The organism is Tsukamurella strandjordii (assembly GCF_039525985.1).
Lineage (GTDB): Bacteria > Actinomycetota > Actinomycetes > Mycobacteriales > Mycobacteriaceae > Tsukamurella > Tsukamurella strandjordii.
The window spans coordinates 1-16,208 of the sequence record NZ_BAAAII010000006.1; the positions used below are offsets into that span (position 1 = coordinate 1).

14 protein-coding genes are annotated in these 16,208 nt (G+C 71.1%); 11 read left to right on the forward strand and 3 right to left on the reverse strand.

Annotated elements, in window-relative coordinates:
• Positions 1 to 152 precede the first annotated feature (152 nt).
• On the forward strand, positions 153 to 848 hold the full coding sequence (gene nucS, locus ABD108_RS11340; RefSeq protein ID WP_220659579.1) for an endonuclease NucS: 696 nt from the start codon (positions 153 to 155) through the stop codon (positions 846 to 848).
• 11 nt (positions 849 to 859) lie between these two features.
• Positions 860 to 1,147 carry a hypothetical protein gene (locus ABD108_RS11345; RefSeq protein ID WP_343930337.1) on the forward strand — a complete coding sequence of 96 codons (288 nt, stop codon included), beginning with the start codon at positions 860 to 862 and terminating at the stop codon, positions 1,145 to 1,147.
• Here ABD108_RS11345 and ABD108_RS11350 read toward each other — a convergent pair.
• Complete coding sequence (locus ABD108_RS11350) at positions 1,128 to 2,174, reverse strand: coiled-coil domain-containing protein (protein WP_220659577.1); 1,047 nt, start codon at positions 2,172 to 2,174, stop codon at positions 1,128 to 1,130. The two genes, ABD108_RS11345 and ABD108_RS11350, sit on opposite strands and share 20 nt — an antisense overlap.
• Before the next feature lie 102 nt (positions 2,175 to 2,276).
• Entirely contained in the window at positions 2,277 to 2,780 is a 504-nt protein-coding gene (gene mce, locus ABD108_RS11355; RefSeq protein ID WP_343930338.1) for a methylmalonyl-CoA epimerase, read from the reverse strand.
• Between the two features lie 64 nt (positions 2,781 to 2,844).
• Between mce and ABD108_RS11360 the strand changes: the two genes are divergently transcribed.
• The 8 genes from ABD108_RS11360 to ABD108_RS11395 all read left to right on the forward strand — a co-directional run bounded on the left by ABD108_RS11360 (position 2,845) and on the right by ABD108_RS11395 (position 12,616).
• A complete protein-coding gene (locus tag ABD108_RS11360; RefSeq protein ID WP_220659576.1) occupies positions 2,845 to 4,047 on the forward strand; it encodes an acetyl-CoA C-acetyltransferase in 1,203 nt (400 codons plus the stop codon).
• Between the two features lie 8 nt (positions 4,048 to 4,055).
• Entirely contained in the window at positions 4,056 to 4,406 is a 351-nt protein-coding gene (locus ABD108_RS11365) for a DUF3817 domain-containing protein (protein WP_220659575.1), read from the forward strand.
• Between the two features lie 68 nt (positions 4,407 to 4,474).
• On the forward strand, positions 4,475 to 7,417 hold the full coding sequence (locus ABD108_RS11370) for an AMP-binding protein (protein WP_220659574.1): 2,943 nt from the start codon (positions 4,475 to 4,477) through the stop codon (positions 7,415 to 7,417).
• Positions 7,418 to 7,445: 28 nt separating this feature from the next.
• Entirely contained in the window at positions 7,446 to 8,423 is a 978-nt protein-coding gene (locus ABD108_RS11375; RefSeq protein WP_425579781.1) for a tetratricopeptide repeat protein, read from the forward strand.
• A 56-nt stretch (positions 8,424 to 8,479) separates the two neighbouring features.
• Positions 8,480 to 9,811: an ABC transporter substrate-binding protein gene (locus ABD108_RS11380; protein WP_343930339.1), complete on the forward strand. Its 1,332-nt coding sequence runs from the start codon at positions 8,480 to 8,482 to the stop codon at positions 9,809 to 9,811.
• Positions 9,812 to 9,867: 56 nt separating this feature from the next.
• On the forward strand, positions 9,868 to 10,734 hold the full coding sequence (locus tag ABD108_RS11385) for a carbohydrate ABC transporter permease (protein WP_343930340.1): 867 nt from the start codon (positions 9,868 to 9,870) through the stop codon (positions 10,732 to 10,734).
• Positions 10,731 to 11,555 carry a carbohydrate ABC transporter permease gene (locus tag ABD108_RS11390; protein ID WP_343930341.1) on the forward strand — a complete coding sequence of 275 codons (825 nt, stop codon included), beginning with the start codon at positions 10,731 to 10,733 and terminating at the stop codon, positions 11,553 to 11,555. Before ABD108_RS11385 ends, ABD108_RS11390 begins: the two co-directional genes overlap by 4 nt.
• Positions 11,556 to 11,659: 104 nt before the next feature.
• On the forward strand, positions 11,660 to 12,616 hold the full coding sequence (locus ABD108_RS11395) for an alpha/beta hydrolase (RefSeq protein ID WP_220659571.1): 957 nt from the start codon (positions 11,660 to 11,662) through the stop codon (positions 12,614 to 12,616).
• Between the two features lie 12 nt (positions 12,617 to 12,628).
• Here the strand turns inward: ABD108_RS11395 and ABD108_RS11400 are convergent, their stop codons facing one another.
• Positions 12,629 to 14,209: a molybdopterin-dependent oxidoreductase gene (locus ABD108_RS11400; protein ID WP_343930342.1), complete on the reverse strand. Its 1,581-nt coding sequence runs from the start codon at positions 14,207 to 14,209 to the stop codon at positions 12,629 to 12,631.
• 92 nt (positions 14,210 to 14,301) lie between these two features.
• Here ABD108_RS11400 and ABD108_RS11405 point away from each other — a divergent pair, with 92 nt between their 5' ends.
• Positions 14,302 to 15,720, forward strand: a complete 1,419-nt coding sequence (locus ABD108_RS11405; RefSeq protein WP_343930343.1) for an acyl-CoA synthetase — start codon at positions 14,302 to 14,304, stop codon at positions 15,718 to 15,720.
• The last annotated feature ends 488 nt before the right edge of the window (positions 15,721 to 16,208 follow it).

The window sequence follows — 16,208 nt, forward strand, 5'->3', positions numbered from 1 at the left end:
GTGAGGGTGTGGGAGAGTAGGACACCGCCGGACTAAAATTAGATACAGGATGAAAGCCCTCGGGGGCTGGTGAGCAGAAATGCTCCCGCCTCCGGGGGCTTTCGCCGTATCCTCATCAGCTCCCGTTCGACGAATCCCGTAAGGTGGAAACCGTGCGTGTCGTGATTGCCGATTGCCAGGTCGACTACGTGGGACGGCTCACCGCCCACCTGCCCATGGCCCGCCGGCTCATTCTGGTGAAGGCCGACGGCTCCGTCAGCATCCACGCCGACGATCGCGCCTACAAGCCCCTGAACTGGATGAGCCCGCCCTGCTGGCTGGAGACGGCACCGTCGGGCGAGGACGCCAAGGACGTGCCCGAGGGCCAGCAGCTGTGGATCGTGCGGAACAAGGCCGACGAGCAGCTCCGCATCCTGATCGGCGAGGTCGAACACGACAGCAGCCATGAACTCGGCATCGATCCCGGCCTCGTCAAAGACGGTGTGGAGGCCCACCTGCAGGAGCTGCTCGCCGAGCACACGCACACCTTCGGTGAGGGCTACACCCTGATCCGGCGTGAGTACATGACGGCCATCGGCCCCGTGGACCTGCTGTGCCGCGACGCCGACGGTCGCACCGTGGCGGTCGAGGTGAAGCGCCGCGCCGAGATCGACGGCGTCGAGCAGCTCACCCGGTACCTGGACCTGCTCAACCGTGATCCGCTGCTCGCGCCCGTCCAGGGCATCCTCGCGGCGCAGCAGGTCAAGCCGCAGGCCCGCACGCTGGCCGAGGACCGCGGGATCCGGTGCGTCACCGTCGACTACGACGTGCTGCGCGGTACCGAGGACACCTCCTACAAGCTGTTCTGACGGCGCCGGACATGGCGAAGCGATCGGTCTCCCGACGCCGGGCCTCGGGCCCCGTCCGGCCGCTCAGCGCGGGCGGGTTCGGTTCCCGGGTCGAGGCGGGGGACGAGGCCTTCCAGGTGCGCACCGTGACCGGGAGCGCCGCGATCAAGGACTACCGCTGTCCGGGCTGCGCACAGACCATCCCCGCGGGCACCGCCCACGTGGTGGCCTGGCCGGCCGCCGAGTCCGGCGGCGTGAGTGAACGCCGCCATTGGCACACGGGGTGCTGGCGGCGCGAGGTCAGTCGGCGTTCGCGGTAGCGGGATCCGCGGCGGCGAAATCGTCCGCGTTGAGCACCTTGTCGGCACGCTCCGCGGCCGTGGGCCGCGCATCCGAGACGTGCTGTGCCGGCTGGGTCCGCGCGGGCTGGAAGGCGGCGGGCTCGACGTGCTTGTCGACCACATCCTGCTCTCCACTGCCCACGGCGAGCGCCTCGGGCACCAGCGAGAGCTGACGGCGCACCGTCTCCAGCTGATCGAGGATCGACGAGCGCAGCGCCTGCATGTCCTCGGTGATCCGGCGGGCGTTCGCCACCTGCGAGGAGATGCGGGTATTGGTCTCGTCCAGCTTCTGCTGCGCGGTGGCGTTGGCGGTGTTGAGCGTCTGATCGGCCCGCTCGTTGGCGCTGTCCACCCGCTCGCGGGCCTCGTTCTTGGAGGCCTCCTCGAGCTCGGTGATCGTGCGGATCGCCTTGTCCCGCCGCATCGACATGGCGAGATCGAAGTCGTTCTGCACCCGCTCGCGGTTCTCCTCGGCGGTGCGCTCCAGCTTCGAGGCGCGCGCCTCGGCCTCGGCGATGATGCGCGCGGCCTCGGCCTCGGCGCGCTTCATCGTCTCCTTGTGCTCGTCCTCCATCGCCTGCCGGCGATTGGTCATGTCCGAGCGGATCCGGTCCGCCTCGCGGCGGGTGGACTCGGCCTCCTGGCGGGCCAGCGAGCGGACCTCGGCCGCCTCGTTCGCGGCGCCGGCACGGATCTCGGAGGCCTCGTCGGACGCGAGACGCATCATGCGCGCGATCCGGTCGCTCATGCCCTCGGCGGTGGTCGGCGGGACGCTGAGCCGGTCGACCTCGCGGCGGAGGTTGTCGATCTCGTCCTGCGCCTCGTCGAGCAGGTCGGTCAGCTCGCGCGCGTGCGCGGACGCCGCATCCCGGTCCGAGGCGAGAACGCGCAGCTCGGCCTGGTACCGGTGGAACTGCTCGCTGACCTGTTCGCGGTCGTAGCCACGGAGCACCACCGCGAACGGCGCGGGGGCCGGCCCGGCCGAGGGATTGTCCGAATTCGCCATAGCCTGAATGGTACGTGTATGCACCGGTCGAGCTCGTGTCAGCAGGCCCGTAGCGTCCGAATCGTTACGCACCGCGACTGACCGGACGTTGCGAATGCAAGGTCAGTGCGCGGCTCCCGGCTCGACCAGCTCGACAAGGATCCCGCCCGCGTCCTTCGGATGCAGGAAGTTGATCCGCGAACCGGCGGTACCAGACCGCGGCGCGTCGTAGAGCAGCCGCACACCCTGCTCACGCAGGTGCTCGGTCACCTTGTCGAGATCGGACACACGGTAGGCGAGCTGCTGCATGCCCGGACCGTTGCGATCGAGGAACTTCGCGATCGTCGACTCCGGGGTCAGCGGAGCCAGCACCTGCAGCTGCGCCGCCGCGGCCGGCTCGGCGCCCTCCGCGAGCAGCTTCGCGGGGGAGAGCATGGCCTCCCGCACGCCCTGCGCCTCGTTGATCTCCTCGTGGGTGCACACGAAGGCGAGGACCCGGGCGTACCACTGCACGGCCTCGTCCAGATCGGCCACTGCGACACCCACGTGATCGATGCCGAGCACGTACTGGGCGGGCAGTTCCGCGGCAGCGGGGTGGGGGCTGGGATGCGATTCGCTTGCGGTCATTGTCCGAATGTAGCGTGGAAGCAGGTGCGATCATTCGCAGGTGTACGAACAATAGGAGCGAGCAGTGTCCAACCCCGATCCGTCCGTCATCGTCTCCGGGGCCCGGACCCCGATCGGGAAGCTGCTCGGCGCACTCAAGGGCTTCAAGGCCACCGATCTCGGCGCGATCGCCATCAAGGGCGCGCTCGAGAAGGGCGGCGTCGATCCGAAGCACGTCGACTACGTGATCATGGGCCAGGTGCTCACCGCCGGTGCCGGCCAGATGCCCGCTCGCCAGGCCGCGGTCGGCGGCGGCATCGGCTGGGACGTCCCCACCCTCACCATCAACAAGATGTGCCTGTCCGGCCTCACCGCCATCGCGATGGCCGACCAGCTGATCCGCGCCGGCGAGTACGAGGTCGTCGTCGCCGGCGGCCAGGAGTCCATGACCCAGGCCCCGCACATCCTCAAGGGCAGCCGCGAGGGCTTCAAGTACGGCGCCACCGAGCTGCTCGACCACACCGCCTACGACGGCCTGCACGACGTCTTCACCGACCAGCCGATGGGCGGGCTCACCGAGCAGGAGAACCGCGTCGAGGGCCAGAAGTTCACCCGCGAGCAGCAGGACGAGGTGGCGGCGAAGTCGCACCAGCGCGCCGCCGCCGCGTGGGCCGAGGGCCGGTTCAAGGACGAGGTGGTCCCCGTCGAGATCCCGCAGCGCAAGGGCGACCCGGTCGTCTTCGCCGAGGACGAGGGCGTGCGCGGCTCCACCACCGCCGAGTCGCTGAGCGGCCTGCGTCCCGCCTTCGCCAAGGACGGCACCATCACCGCCGGTAACGCCTCGCAGATCTCCGACGGCGCCGCCGCCCTCATCGTGATGCGCAAGAGCAAGGCGCAGGAGCTGGGCCTGGACTACGTCGCCGAGATCGGCGCCCACGGCGTGGTGGCCGGCCCCGATTCCACGCTGCAGCACCAGCCCTCGAACGCCATCAAGAAGGCCCTCGCCAAGCAGGGGCTCACCGTGGCCGATCTCGACCTGATCGAGATCAACGAGGCCTTCGCCGCTGTCGGCCTCGCCTCGATGGCCGACCTCGGCGTGACCGACGAGATCGTCAACGTCGACGGCGGCGCCATCTCCATCGGCCACCCCCTCGGCGTCTCCGGCGCCCGGGTCGTGCTGCACCTGGCCTACGAGCTGCAGCGCCGCGGCGGCGGCACCGGTGTCGCCGCGCTGTGCGGCGCCGGCGGCCAGGGCGACGCCCTCATCCTGACCGTTCCGAAGAAGTGAGTGAGACCATGAACGAATCGACCGCGTCCAAGATCGTCACCGCCTTCAAGGTGGTCGCCTTCGCCGAAGCGCTCACCTGGGTGTGGCTGCTGATCGGCATGTACGGCAAGTGGGTCGGCGGCAACGAGGAGGCCGTGGCCAAGCCCGGCATGACCCACGGCATCGTCTTCATGGTGCTCGTGGCGCTCACCCTGGCCGTGGCCTACGTGCGCAAGTGGGACATCAAGACCCTCGCCCTCGGTCTGCTCGCCACCGTCCTGCCCTTCTGCTCGGTGGTCTTCGAGGTGTGGGCGCAGAAGGCCGGCAAGCTCGACGCTCCGGCCGCCGCGCCGGCGTCCGCAGACGCAATCGGCGGTTAACCGGCGGCACGTCCCGCCCGGCGGTACGTTGACTCGCTGACCGGATCGACTTCACTGGAGGCGGGGAGATGGTGGACATCCTGGGCGGATTGCCGGGCGGAAGGGCCCTCGAAGCGTCGGTGAACCGGCTCGCGGCCACGGCCCGCAACGGCATGGAGGTGCTGCGGCAGGGCGGTCTGGAGACGGGTGCCAAGCCCTCGCCGTTCACCGTCGCCGAGCGCAGCCCGATGTACCGGCTGCGCCGCTACTTCGCCGACGGCGCACCGTCGCCGAAGGACGACGATCGGCCCGTGATCCTGCTGGTCCCGCCGATGATGGTGGACGCCAACGTCTTCGATGTCACCGAGGACAAGGGCGCCGTCTCGGTGCTGCACCGCGCGGGGCTCGACCCGTGGGTGATCGACTTCGGTTCGCCCGACCGCGAGGAGGGCGGCCTCGAACGCAACCTCGCCGATCACGTGGTGGCGATCTCCCGCGCCATCGATCAGATCGTGGCGCTCCGCGGCCGCGACGTGCACCTCGGCGGCTACTCGCAGGGCGGCATGTTCTGCTACCAGGTGGCCGCCTACCGCCAATCGCGGAGCCTGGCCAGCCTGATCACCTTCGGCAGCCCCGTCGACATCTCCGCGGGCCTGCCGCTGGGCGCCCCGCCCGCGCTGGTGAACAAGGGCGCCGAATTCGTCGCCGACCACGTCTTCAACCGGTTCTTCCTGCCGGGCTGGATGGCGCAGCGCGGCTTCGAGCTGCTCAACCCGGTCAAGGCAGTGCGCTCGCGCGTCGACTTCGTGCGGCAATTGCACGACCGCTCGGCGCTGCTGCCCCGGGAGGATCAGCGGCGGTTCCTCGAATCCGACGGCTGGGTGGCCTACGCCGGACCGGCCGTGGCCGATCTGCTCAAGCAGTTCGTGGTGCACAACCGCATGCTCACCGGCGGCTTCTCCATCGAGGGCGAGGCCGTCTCGCTCGCCTCGATCACCTGCCCGGTGCTGGCCTTCGTCGGCACGTCCGATCAGATCGGTCGTCCCAGCGCCGTGCGAGGCATCCTGCAGGCTGCACCGTCGGCCGAGGTCTACGAGGCGCAGGCCTCCGCCGGACACTTCGGTCTGGTGGTCGGCAGCACCGCCGGCAGCGTCACCTACCCGACGGTGGCCGACTGGGTGAAGTGGCGTGAGGGCCGCGGCACGGAGCCCGCCAATGTCGCCCGGATGCAGCCCCACGACGGTATGGACGCCCCGGTGAATCCGCTGGTGGCCGGCGTCGCGGGCCTCGCGACCGTCGGCTTCGTCGCGGCGCGCGATGTGATCGATGCCGCCGCCGGCGCCGCGGCGGGTGCCTCCGCCGTGGCCCGCGAGGTGACCCGCGGTCTGCCGAAGTTGGCGCGGCTGGACCAGCTGCAGGCGCACACCCGGGTCTCGCTCGGCAAACTGCTGGCCGAGCAGGCCGCGAAGGATCCGCACGGCGAGCTCTTCCTGTACGAGGACCGCGTCCACACCAAGCAGGCGGTCAACGAGCGCATCGACCGCGTCGTCAGCGGCCTGCTGCAGGTGGGGGTGCGGCAAGGTGAGCACGTGGGCGTGCTCATGCACACCCGGCCCTCGGCCCTGGTGACGATCGCCGCGCTGTCGCGGCTCGGCGCCGTCTCGGTGCTGCTCTCGCCGGGCACCGATTACGCCGCCTCGCTGAAGCTGGGTGAGGCCACCTCCGTCATCACCGATCCGGAGCACGCGGAGGAGGCCGGCGCGGTCGCCGAACGCGTCTTCGTGGTGGGCGGCGGTGACCGCCGCGACCGGCCCGGAGCCTCGCGGCAGGACCTGGGGGCCGAGTTCGTCGACCTCGAGCAGGTCGACCCGGACAATGTGCGCATCCCGCGCTGGTACCGGCCGGATGCGGGCCTCGGACGTGACCTGGCCTTCGTGATGTTCTCCGAGGCGGGCGGAACGCTGCGGGCCAAGCGGGTCACCAACGGCCGGTGGGCGCTGTCGGCCTTCGGTACCGCCTCGGCCACGCGGCTCTCCGAGAGCGACACCGTGTACTGCCTCACCCCGCTCAGCCACAGCTCGGGCCTGATGACCAGCCTGGGCGGCGCCCTCGCCGGCGGCTCCCGGATCGCGCTGACCCGCGATTTCGACCCGGCGCGGTTCATGACCGAGGTGCAGCGGTACGGCGTCACCGTGGTCTGTTACACCTGGAACCTCATGCGCGCCGTGCTCGACGAGCCCGATCTGCAGATCCCGCGCTACCACCCGATCCGCGCCTTCATCGGCTCCGGTATGTCGTCGGAACTGTCGCGCCGGGTCAGCGAGGCCTTCAGCGCTCGCGTCGTCGAGTTCTACGCCTCCACCGAGGGCGAGATCGTGCTCGCCAAGGTCGGCGGCGGCAAGCCCGGCGCGAAGGGCCGCCGCCTCCCCGGTAGCGCCGAGGTCACGCTCGTCGACTTCTACGTGGATTCGGGTCGCTTCGTCGAGACCGACGAGGGCTATCTGCAGGAGGTGCAGCGCGGCGAGGTCGGCGTGCTCATCGGCCGCGCCGATCCCGACACCACCCAGCGGGACGTGCTGCTGCGCGGCGTCTTCCGGCCGGGTGATGCCTGGTTCTCCACCGGGCACCTGTTCCGGCAGGACGACGACGGCGACTACTGGTTGGTCGACGACGTGCGCACCGTGGCGCTCACCGACCGCGGGCCGGTGTACTCGATCCCGATCGCCGATGTCCTCGAACAGTTGGGCCAGGTCGATCAGGCCGTGGTCTACCAGGTGCCGGGGGAGTCCGACGGTGCGCCGCGAGTGGTCGCGGCCGTCACGCTGCGGCCGGGCGGAACGCTGAGCGCCGACGATGTGACCGAGGTCTTCGCCGGCCGGCACGGCCAGTACCCCGATGCGGTGCAGGTGGTCGACGAGGTGCCGCTCACCAGTTGGTACCGCCCCCGCGGCGGTGTGCTCGCCGCGCGCGGGATGCCCGAGCCCGGTCCGGCGTCGTGGCGCTACGAGGTGGCCAGCGCGCGCTACGTGTGACGGCGCCGGTCCCGCGCGGCGTGCCAAGATGGAGTGCGTGACTACACCGCGCGCGCCCCGGGGCGCATCGAGGCAGGATCAGGAGCGGGCGCTGCGCACCGCCGCGGCGATGGCGGGTGCCGTGGACCTCTCGGGGCTCAAGGCCCGCGCCGAGGCGAAGGCCGCCCAGCAGGCCCGTCCGGCGGCGGCTCCCGGCGAGTCCGACGGTGCGCCCGCCGCCGCCGTGGTCGACGTGACCGATCAGAGTTTCCCGACCGAGGTGATCGACGCCTCGGCGCAGCAGCTGGTGGTGGTCGCCTTGACCGCCTCGTACAGCGAGCAGTCCGCCGCGATGACCTCGGTACTGGCGAAGCTGGCCGCGGAGGACGGCGGCCGGTGGAAGTTCGTCCGCGTCGATGTGGACGCCGCGCCCGGAGTGGCGCAGGCCTTCGGCGCGCAGTCGGTGCCGATGGTGATCGCGGTGGCCGGCGGCCGCGCGGTGACGGCCTTCGCCGGGGCGCAGCCCGAACCGGCGGTGCGGCAGTGGCTCGACGATGTCCTGGCCCAGGTCGGTCCGGCGTTCGGCGATGCGGAGGGCGGGCCGGCGGAGGCGCCGTCCGACCCGCGGCGCGAGGCGGCGGAACAGCTCGCGGCCGACGGTGACTACGCCGGAGCGCAGGCCGCGTACGAGGCGATCCTGCACGCCGATCCGCGCGATGCCGAGGCCGCGGCGGCGGTCAAGCAGATGGCCTTCTTCGCCCGCGCGACCGCGGCGGAGCCGGGCGCGGTGGACCGCGCCGATGCCGACCCGAAGAATGTCGATGCCGCCCTCGCCGCCGCCGACGAGGAGCTGCTCACGGGCGCGCCGCAGGCCGCCTTCGCCCGATTGATCACCGCGATTCGAATCACCGCGGGCGACGAGCGCGCCGCGGCGCGCACCCGGCTGCTGGAGCTGTTCGAGCTGTTCGACCCGGCCGATGCCGCGGTCCTCGCGGCCCGGCGCGACCTGGCCGCCGCCCTGTTCTGATCGCGCCACGGTGCGCCCACACGATCGTCGGCCGGGTGCTTTGAGATACTGATCGGGTGTTGGGGAACTTCGGCCGCGCAGCGGACCCGGTGTCGCGCCGCGCGGTGGGCCCGGGCTCGGCGTCGCGCCGCGCGGTGGGCTCGGTCTCGCGCCGCTCGGTGCTGGCCGGGATGGGCGGACTCGCCGCGGCGGGAGTGCTCGCGGCGTGCGGCGACAACACGGGCCGCGGCGGCGCGGCGTCCGGCGACTTGACGGTGTGGTTCCACGAGTACGGCGAGAAGGGCACCGCCGGTGCCCTGCGGCGCTACGCGGAGGACTTCCCCGGCGGCGGCGTGGGGATCGCGACCTTCCCCGGCGACTACGACCAGAAGGTGGCCTCGGCGCTCCTCGGTGACGGCGGGCCGGACGTCTTCGAGTTCGGCAACGGCCCCACGATCGACATGATCGCCGCGGGTCAGGTGGCCGATCTCACGGACCTGCTGGGCGACGCCCGCTCCGATTTCAACCCCGCGCTGCTCGACCGGATGACCTACCAGGGCAAGGTCTACGGCATTCCGCAGGTGCTCGATCTGCAGCTGCTGGTGTACCGGCCGTCGATGCTGCAGAAGGCGGGAGTGCGGGAGCCGCGCACCATCGACGAGCTGGTGTCCGCCGCGAAGGAGCTCAACAAGGGCGGGGTCAAGGGCCTGTTCCTGGGCAACAACGGTGGCGCCGATGTCCTGGGCGGCGTGTTGCTGTGGTCGTCCGGTCACGACTACCTCACCCCGGATCGCAAGCCGGGCTTCGCGAACGAGGACGTGGCCGCGGGCCTGCGCACGCTGCGTACGTTGTTCACTTCCGGCGATCTGCTGCTGGGTGCTCCGCAGGACTGGTCGGACCCGGGCGCCTTCATCGCCGGACTCACGGCGATGCAGTGGACCGGGCTGTGGGCGCTGCCGGCGATCACGCAGGCGCTCGGCGACGACGTGCGGGTCTGCCCCTTCCCCGCGATCGGCACCAACGGCGGGGCCAGTGTGCCCTTCGGTGCGTACGGTTCGGCGATCAACACCAAGGGCGATGTGAAGCGGGCGAAGAAGTTCGTGCAGTGGCTGTGGGTGGAGCGGGCCGACCTGCAACTGGACTGGGCCCAGGGCTACGGCCTGCACGTCCCGGCGCGCCGCTCCCTGGTGCCGCAGGCGAACAAGCTCGCCACCGGCATCTACAGCGAGGCATCGAAACTGGTCTACAGCGTGGGCCACCCGCAGACGCCGCTGCTGTGGACGCAGCGCAGTTCCACCGCCTACCGCGATGCCCTGGACCGGGTGATCCGCGGCGGCGCCGACCCGATGACCGAGCTCAACGGTGTGGCCGCGGTGGTGACGCAGGAACTGGACCGGTTCCCCCGCTGATGACGCGCGGTACCCGTGCGGGATGGCGTGATTCACCGCACCTGTGGTTCTGGTTGATGACGGGCCCGTTCCTGGCGGGGCTCGCCGCCTTCGTGGTGGTGCCGATCGGGTGGAGCCTGTGGCTGAGCCTGTTCGAGGCGCGCAACACCGTGACGCCCACCGTCTTCGTCGGCCTCGGCAACTACCGGGACATGCTGTCCGATCCCGCTTTCCGGTCGAGTCTGCTCACCTTCGTGGTGTTCGCGGCGGTGGTGGTGCCGCTGACCTTCGTGGGTTCGCTGGGACTCGCGGTGCTGGTGAACGGGATCCGGCTGTTCCAGCGCTTCTTCCGGTCCGTGTTCTTCCTGCCGATGGCCTGCTCCTACGTGGCGGCCTCGCTGATCTGGCGCGGGTCGATCTTCCCGGGCATTCCGACCGGGGTGGCGAACACGGCGCTGCGCGCGGTGGGCCTGGAACCGGTGGCGTGGCTGTCGGTGGTCGATCCGCCCTGGTACTGGCTGGTGCTGGTGACCGTGCGGTTGTGGTTGCAGCTCGGCTTCTACATGGTGCTCTTCCTGGCGGCCCTGCAGCGGGTGCCGCGGCACCTGTACGAGGCGGCCGCCCTGGACGGGGCCTCCGCGTGGACCACGTTCGCGCGCATCACCTTCCCGCAGTTGCGCGCGGTATCGGTGGCGGTGCTGCTGTTGGCCACGGTGAACGCCTTCCAGGCCTTCGACGAGTTCTACGGGATCATGGCCACGGCGCAGGGCTACCCGCCGTACGCCCGCCCGCCGCTGGTGTACCTGTACTACGCGGCGCTCGGCAACGGCCAGGACTTCGGCCACGGCGGGGCGGGCGGCATCATCCTCACACTGCTGATCGCGGCCTTCGCGCTGCTGCAGGGTCGGTTGACGGGGTTGCTGCGGCGACGGGAGGACGCGTGATCACCTCGGCGGGTGGCCGCGCCGCCCGGTACCTCGTGCTGGCCGGGCTGGCCCTGCTGTTCCTGCTGCCGCTGTATCTGTTGGCGCGCGGCGCACTGGGGACGTCGGCCGATGTGGCGGCGGGAGCCTGGCTGCCGCAGGCGCCGGTGTGGGACAACTTCCGGGAGATCTTCTCCGACGAGTCGCGGCCCTTGGCCCGGGCCCTGGTCAATTCCACGGTGGTCGCGGTGCTGCAGACGGCCGGCGTGATCGCCGTCTCGCTGCCCGCGGGGTTCGCCTTCGCCCGGATCCGGGTGCAGTACGGGGGAGCGGTGTTCGGGGTGGTGCTGGCCACGCTGCTGGTGCCGGCGGCGATCACCTTCGTGCCCACCTTCCTCATGGTGTCCTCGCTCGGCTGGGTCTCGTCGCTGCGGGGCCTGGTGGTCCCCGGGCTGTTCCAGGCCACGGCGGTCTTCCTGTTCCGGCAGCACTTCCTCGGGTTCCCGCGGGAGCTCGAGGAAGCCGCCATGCTCGACGGCGCGGGGCCCGGCCGGATCTTCCTGCGGGTGGCGCTGCCCGGGGCGGGCCCGGTGACGGCGGCGGTGGCCACGATCACCTTCGTCGGGAGCTGGAACGCGTTCCTGTGGCCGTTGGTGATCGGGCAGGACCCGCAGTCCTGGACCGTGCAGTTGGTGCTGTCCAGTTACATCACCGCGCAGACGGTGAACGTGCCCGCGATGTTCGCGGCGGCGCTGGTGTCGATCGCGCCGCTCCTGCTGTTCTTCCTGGTCGCGCAGCGGTGGATCGCCGCGGGGGTGGAGCGCACCGGCATCTCCGGATGACGGTTCCACGACACGTTTGTTCACTGTGGGTGGATCGATGATGCGATCCGGCATACTCTGAACCGGTTCTGCTCGATCCTGGTGGTCGGGCGAGAGGAGTTCAGATGTCCGTCGTCGAACATCGTGGTGTGAGTCCGCAGTCGGCGCTCGCGATCGCGGGAGCGCGCCTGCTGCTCAAGCCGCTGATCGGCCTGTACCCCGTGCGTTCCTGGTCCTTCGGGCCGCTGTCGCTGATCGAGGGCATCGCGGAGCGGATCGGCCGGACGCCGGGCGGCGTGGAGGTCGAGCGGATCGAGCTGGCCGGGGTGCCGGTCGAACGCCTGGTTCCCACGGTGGGCGAACTACGGTCCGACGCCGCGATCTGCTACTACCACGGCGGCGCCTTCCTCTCGGGCGGCCCGGCCACGCACCGGCACGTGGCGGCGGCACTGGCCCGTGCGCTGGGCGTCACGGTGTTCAACGTGGACTACCGGCAACTGCCCGAGGTGGGCGTGGGCACCTCCGTCGACGACGGCTACCGCGTGTACCGCGCGGTCGCGGACTCGGGCCGGTACCGGCACGTCGCGGTGGGCGGCGATTCCGCGGGCGGGTACGTCTCGGCGAAGGTCGTGGAGCTCGCTCATCTGGACGCCGCCACGGCTCCGCTGGCCTACTTCGGCTTCTCACCCCTGCTCACGCCCACGGTCGAGGACGGCGATCCGCGCTACGACATCGACGACGCGTATCTCACCGTGGGGAAGCTGCGCGGCCTGCGCGAGTTCTTCGACCGCGGACCGGAGGGGCTGCGTGGGCACGACGACGCCACCGAGATCGACCCCGAGGCCTTCCCGCCGGCGCTGATCGTGGCGTGCACCGAGGAGATGCTGCGGGTGGACGCCGAGCGGCTGCACGCCCGGCTCGACGGTGCGGGCAAGCCCTGCGAGTTGCACCTGTTCGAGGGCGGTGTGCACGCCTTCCCCGTGCTGTCGGGCGCGACGCCCGAGAGCGCCCGCGCGGTCGAGCTCACCGCGACCTTCCTGGCGGCCGCCTTCGCGGCGCACCGGGCGCACCGCGCGGCGTAGGAGCGCCGCCCGTCAGGTGACCGTCACCCGCACGGAGTGCCACCCGGTGGCACCGTCGGGCGCGGGTGGCGCCTGCTCCGGCGTTTGCGTGCGCCCGGCCGCGTCGGTGGCGCGCACCGTGAGGGTGTGTTCGCCCGGGGCGAGCGGGATCGATGCGCGCCACTGGCGCCAGGTGTCCGGGCCCACGGTGTCGGCGAGATCGGCGCGCGTCCAGGCGCCGTCGTCGGCGCGCACCTCCACGGCGTCGATCCCGGTGTGCTGGGCCCAGGCGACCCCGGCCACGGTCACCGCGCCGGCGGGCGTGCGCCCGCGCGGGACGTCGATGCGGGACTGCACCTTGACGGGGCCGTGTGCCGACCAGCCGCGCGGTGTCCAGTAGCCCTGATCGGCGGCGAAGGTGGTGACCCGCAGCGAGGTGACCCATTTGGTCGCCGAGACGTAGCCGTACAGCCCGGGGACCACGAGCCGCGCCGGGAAGCCGTGTTCCACGGGCAGTGGCTCGCCGTTCATCCCGATCGCCAGTAGGGCGTCGCGGCCGGGGTCCTGCAGCACGTCGAGCGGTGTGCCCGCGGTGAAGCCGTCGTCGCTGCGGGAGAGCACCATATCGGCCCCGGGGCGCGGCCCGGCGCGTTCGAGCAGCGCGCGGATCGGGTAGCCGAGCCACCGGGCGGTGCCGATCAGATCGCCGCCCACGGGGTTGCTCACGCAGGCCAGCGTCACGTAGTGCTCCTCCAACGGGAGCGCGAGCAACTCGTCCCAGGTGATCGTGTACGGCCGCTCGACCATGCCGTCCACGGTCAGGGACCACTGTGCGGGGTCGACCTGCGGGACGCGCAGCGCGGTGTCGATCCGGAAGAACTGGGTGTTCGCCGTGACGTAGGGGGTGAGGCGATCGAGGCGGAGATCGGCGCCCGCGGGAACGGCTGGGGCCGCCGTCCGCGGGGCGGGGAGGAAGAGCTTCTCGCGCGCCGCGGTCACGGCCCTCGAACCCGCCGACAGCACGCGGGCGCCGCCCAGCGCCAGCACCGTGATGCCGGCGGAGATCCCCGCCGCCGTGAGGAAGCCCCGTCTGTCCACGCCGTCGTCGGCTCTGCCGTCGCCCGCGCCACCGTCGCCCGCACCATCGTCTGTCTCGTCCGGCCGTAGCGCGCCCACTGCCCAGCGGAGCAGGATCACTGCAGTACCGATACCGATCAGGCTCGGCAGCGCCCACGTCGGTGTCGCGCCCGGCCGCAGCACGGCCACGATCGCCCCGACGATGCCCACACCGCCGATCAGCGCGGTGCCCCACGGTGGCCGCCGCAGTTCCAGCACGCCCGCGCAGGCCGCCCCGAGCGTGAGCACCGCCGCCATCGAGCCCAGGAGCACGGCCTTGTCCGCGGTGCCGAACCGTTCCACGGCGAAGTCCTTGAGCCAGGCGGGCGCAGCGTCGATCACCGCGGCCCCGCCCGCGAACACCGTGCTCGCGCCGGGCGCGATGACCGCGGCGACGAGCTCGGCCACCGCGAGACCGGCGGCCCCGGCGAGCACGCCGGCCAGTGCCGCGGCCCAGCTCACCCAGGGCCGCTCACGGGTTCCGCTCGCCTCGGTCATGGCCCCAGCGTGGCATGCGGAGCCACCGGATGGGCGGTCGCTTCCGTGCGCGTCACCGACTCGTCAGAACTCGCCGGGCCTAGGCTGGCCCCATGCTCCTGCCGCACACCGTGACCCCCGTCCCGCCCGGCTCCGATGACGAATCGGCCGTCACGATCGGCGGCCGCACGCTGTCCCGCACCGATCTGATCGGGGCGTCCACGGCGGTGGCGGAGCGGTTGCGAGGGCTCGGTGTGCGCGGCCCGGTCGCGGTCTGGGCGACCCCGTCGCTCGCCACCGTGATCGCCTTCGTGGGCGCGCTGCGCGCGGGTGTGCCCGCCGTGCCGGTTCCGCCCGACTCGGGCGGCGAGGAGATCGCCCACGTGCTGGGGGATTCGGGGGCCCAGGCGTGGTTGGGCGCCACGCCGGAGGATGCGCACGGATTGCCCGCTGTGCCGGTGCGCGAGCACGCCCGCGGCTGGCACGCGCTGCCGGAGCCGCCGGCGGCGGCGGTCGCCCTGATCATGTACACCTCGGGCACCACCGGGGCCCCGAAGGGCGTCCCGATCCGGCGCGGCGCCATCGCGGCCTGCCTCGACGGGCTCGCCGAGGCGTGGGACTGGACCGCGAACGACACGCTGGTGCACGGTCTTCCGCTGTTCCATGTCCACGGCCTGATCCTCGGTGTGCTCGGCGCGCTCCGCGTGGGCAGCCCGCTGGTGCACACGGGCAAGCCCACGCCCGAGGCCTACGCCGAGGCGGGCGGCAGCCTGTACTTCGGGGTGCCCACGGTGTGGTCGCGCATCGCTCGATCACCGGAGCACGCCGCGGCGCTCTCCGGTGCGCGGCTGTTGGTCTCGGGTAGCGCGCCCCTGCCTGCCCCCGTCTTCGAGCGCATGCTCGAGCTCTCCGGGCACGAGATCGTGGAGCGGTACGGGATGACCGAGACGCTCATCACCGTCAGTGCCCGGGCCGACGGTGAGCGGCGCCCCGGGTGGGTCGGACTGCCACTGAACGGCGTGCAGACCCGCCTCATCACCGAATCCGGCGAGCCGGCGCCGCACGACGGCGAGTCGATCGGGGCGCTGCAGGTGCGCGGTCCGATGGTGGGAACCGAATACCTCGGAAGGCCCGAGGCCACGGCCGAATCCTGGGTCGGTGACGGCTGGTTCGACACGGGCGATGTCGCGGTGATCGATGCAGTGGGTTTCCATCGCATCGTGGGCCGCGCCTCCACGGACCTGATCAAGACGGGCGGCTTCCGCGTGGGCGCGGGGGAGATCGAGGCGGCGTTGCTCGGGCACGACGACATCCGTGAGGCCGCCGTCGTCGGCCTGCCGGACGACGATCTCGGCCAGCGGGTGGTGGCCTTCGTGGTCTCCGACGGTGCGCGGGACGACGAGACCGCCGTCGCCATCGTCGAATTCGTGGGTCGCACCCTGTCGAAGCACAAGCGCCCTCGCGAGATCCGGTTCGTCGACGAACTGCCGCGCAACCCGATGGGCAAGGTGCAGAAGAAGCTTCTGCTGTAAGCCCTGACCCCTTGCGACGGGAATGCGTCCTTCGTCTGAAGGGCGTGTGTCATCGAGGTGACGAATGCATCCGATTGTCGTGGAGTGTCGCGCCGCGGTGGGACGGGCGTGTCTCCCGGTATAAGCGATCGACCTGCGAAGGGCGAACGGGCAAGCGATAGGGCATCCCTCGACGTTGTCAGATTTGTCTTATTGAACCGCGACAGAACTGACACATTCGTCTGTGCGCTGGGCTTCGAGGCTTCGCGCCCGTCGGCGTAGTGGTTGCGCGGTTGGGCAGACCATTCATGAAAAGTGCTGGTCCACAAGGCAGGTAATCGAACTTTGTCCGAAATGTCGTGTAGTTCAGACGAAGTTGACTGCCCTGTGATCCTCCTCATGTGGCACGCGTTCTCGAATTCTCTGCGTTACTGTTGACCGACTGAACCAACCCACATTGATCACTACGACGAGATTGCAACAGTCCTGAAGGGCTGTTTGCAGGAGGT

What these genes read in the sequence shown, in the direction of transcription:
- ABD108_RS11345 (WP_343930337.1), top strand. Translation starts at nt 860, where the DNA reads ATGGCGAAGCGATCGGTCTCCCGACGCCGGGCCTCGGGCCCCGTCCGG.
- ABD108_RS11350 (WP_220659577.1), bottom strand. Translation starts at nt 2,174, where the DNA reads ATGGCGAATTCGGACAATCCCTCGGCCGGGCCGGCCCCCGCGCCGTTC.
- mce (WP_343930338.1), bottom strand. Translation starts at nt 2,780, where the DNA reads ATGACCGCAAGCGAATCGCATCCCAGCCCCCACCCCGCTGCCGCGGAA.
- ABD108_RS11365 (WP_220659575.1), top strand. Translation starts at nt 4,056, where the DNA reads ATGAACGAATCGACCGCGTCCAAGATCGTCACCGCCTTCAAGGTGGTC.
- ABD108_RS11370 (WP_220659574.1), top strand. Translation starts at nt 4,475, where the DNA reads ATGGTGGACATCCTGGGCGGATTGCCGGGCGGAAGGGCCCTCGAAGCG.
- ABD108_RS11375 (WP_425579781.1), top strand. Translation starts at nt 7,446, where the DNA reads ATGGAGTGCGTGACTACACCGCGCGCGCCCCGGGGCGCATCGAGGCAG.
- ABD108_RS11385 (WP_343930340.1), top strand. Translation starts at nt 9,868, where the DNA reads ATGACGGGCCCGTTCCTGGCGGGGCTCGCCGCCTTCGTGGTGGTGCCG.
- ABD108_RS11395 (WP_220659571.1), top strand. Translation starts at nt 11,660, where the DNA reads ATGTCCGTCGTCGAACATCGTGGTGTGAGTCCGCAGTCGGCGCTCGCG.
- ABD108_RS11400 (WP_343930342.1), bottom strand. Translation starts at nt 14,209, where the DNA reads ATGACCGAGGCGAGCGGAACCCGTGAGCGGCCCTGGGTGAGCTGGGCC.
- ABD108_RS11405 (WP_343930343.1), top strand. Translation starts at nt 14,302, where the DNA reads ATGCTCCTGCCGCACACCGTGACCCCCGTCCCGCCCGGCTCCGATGAC.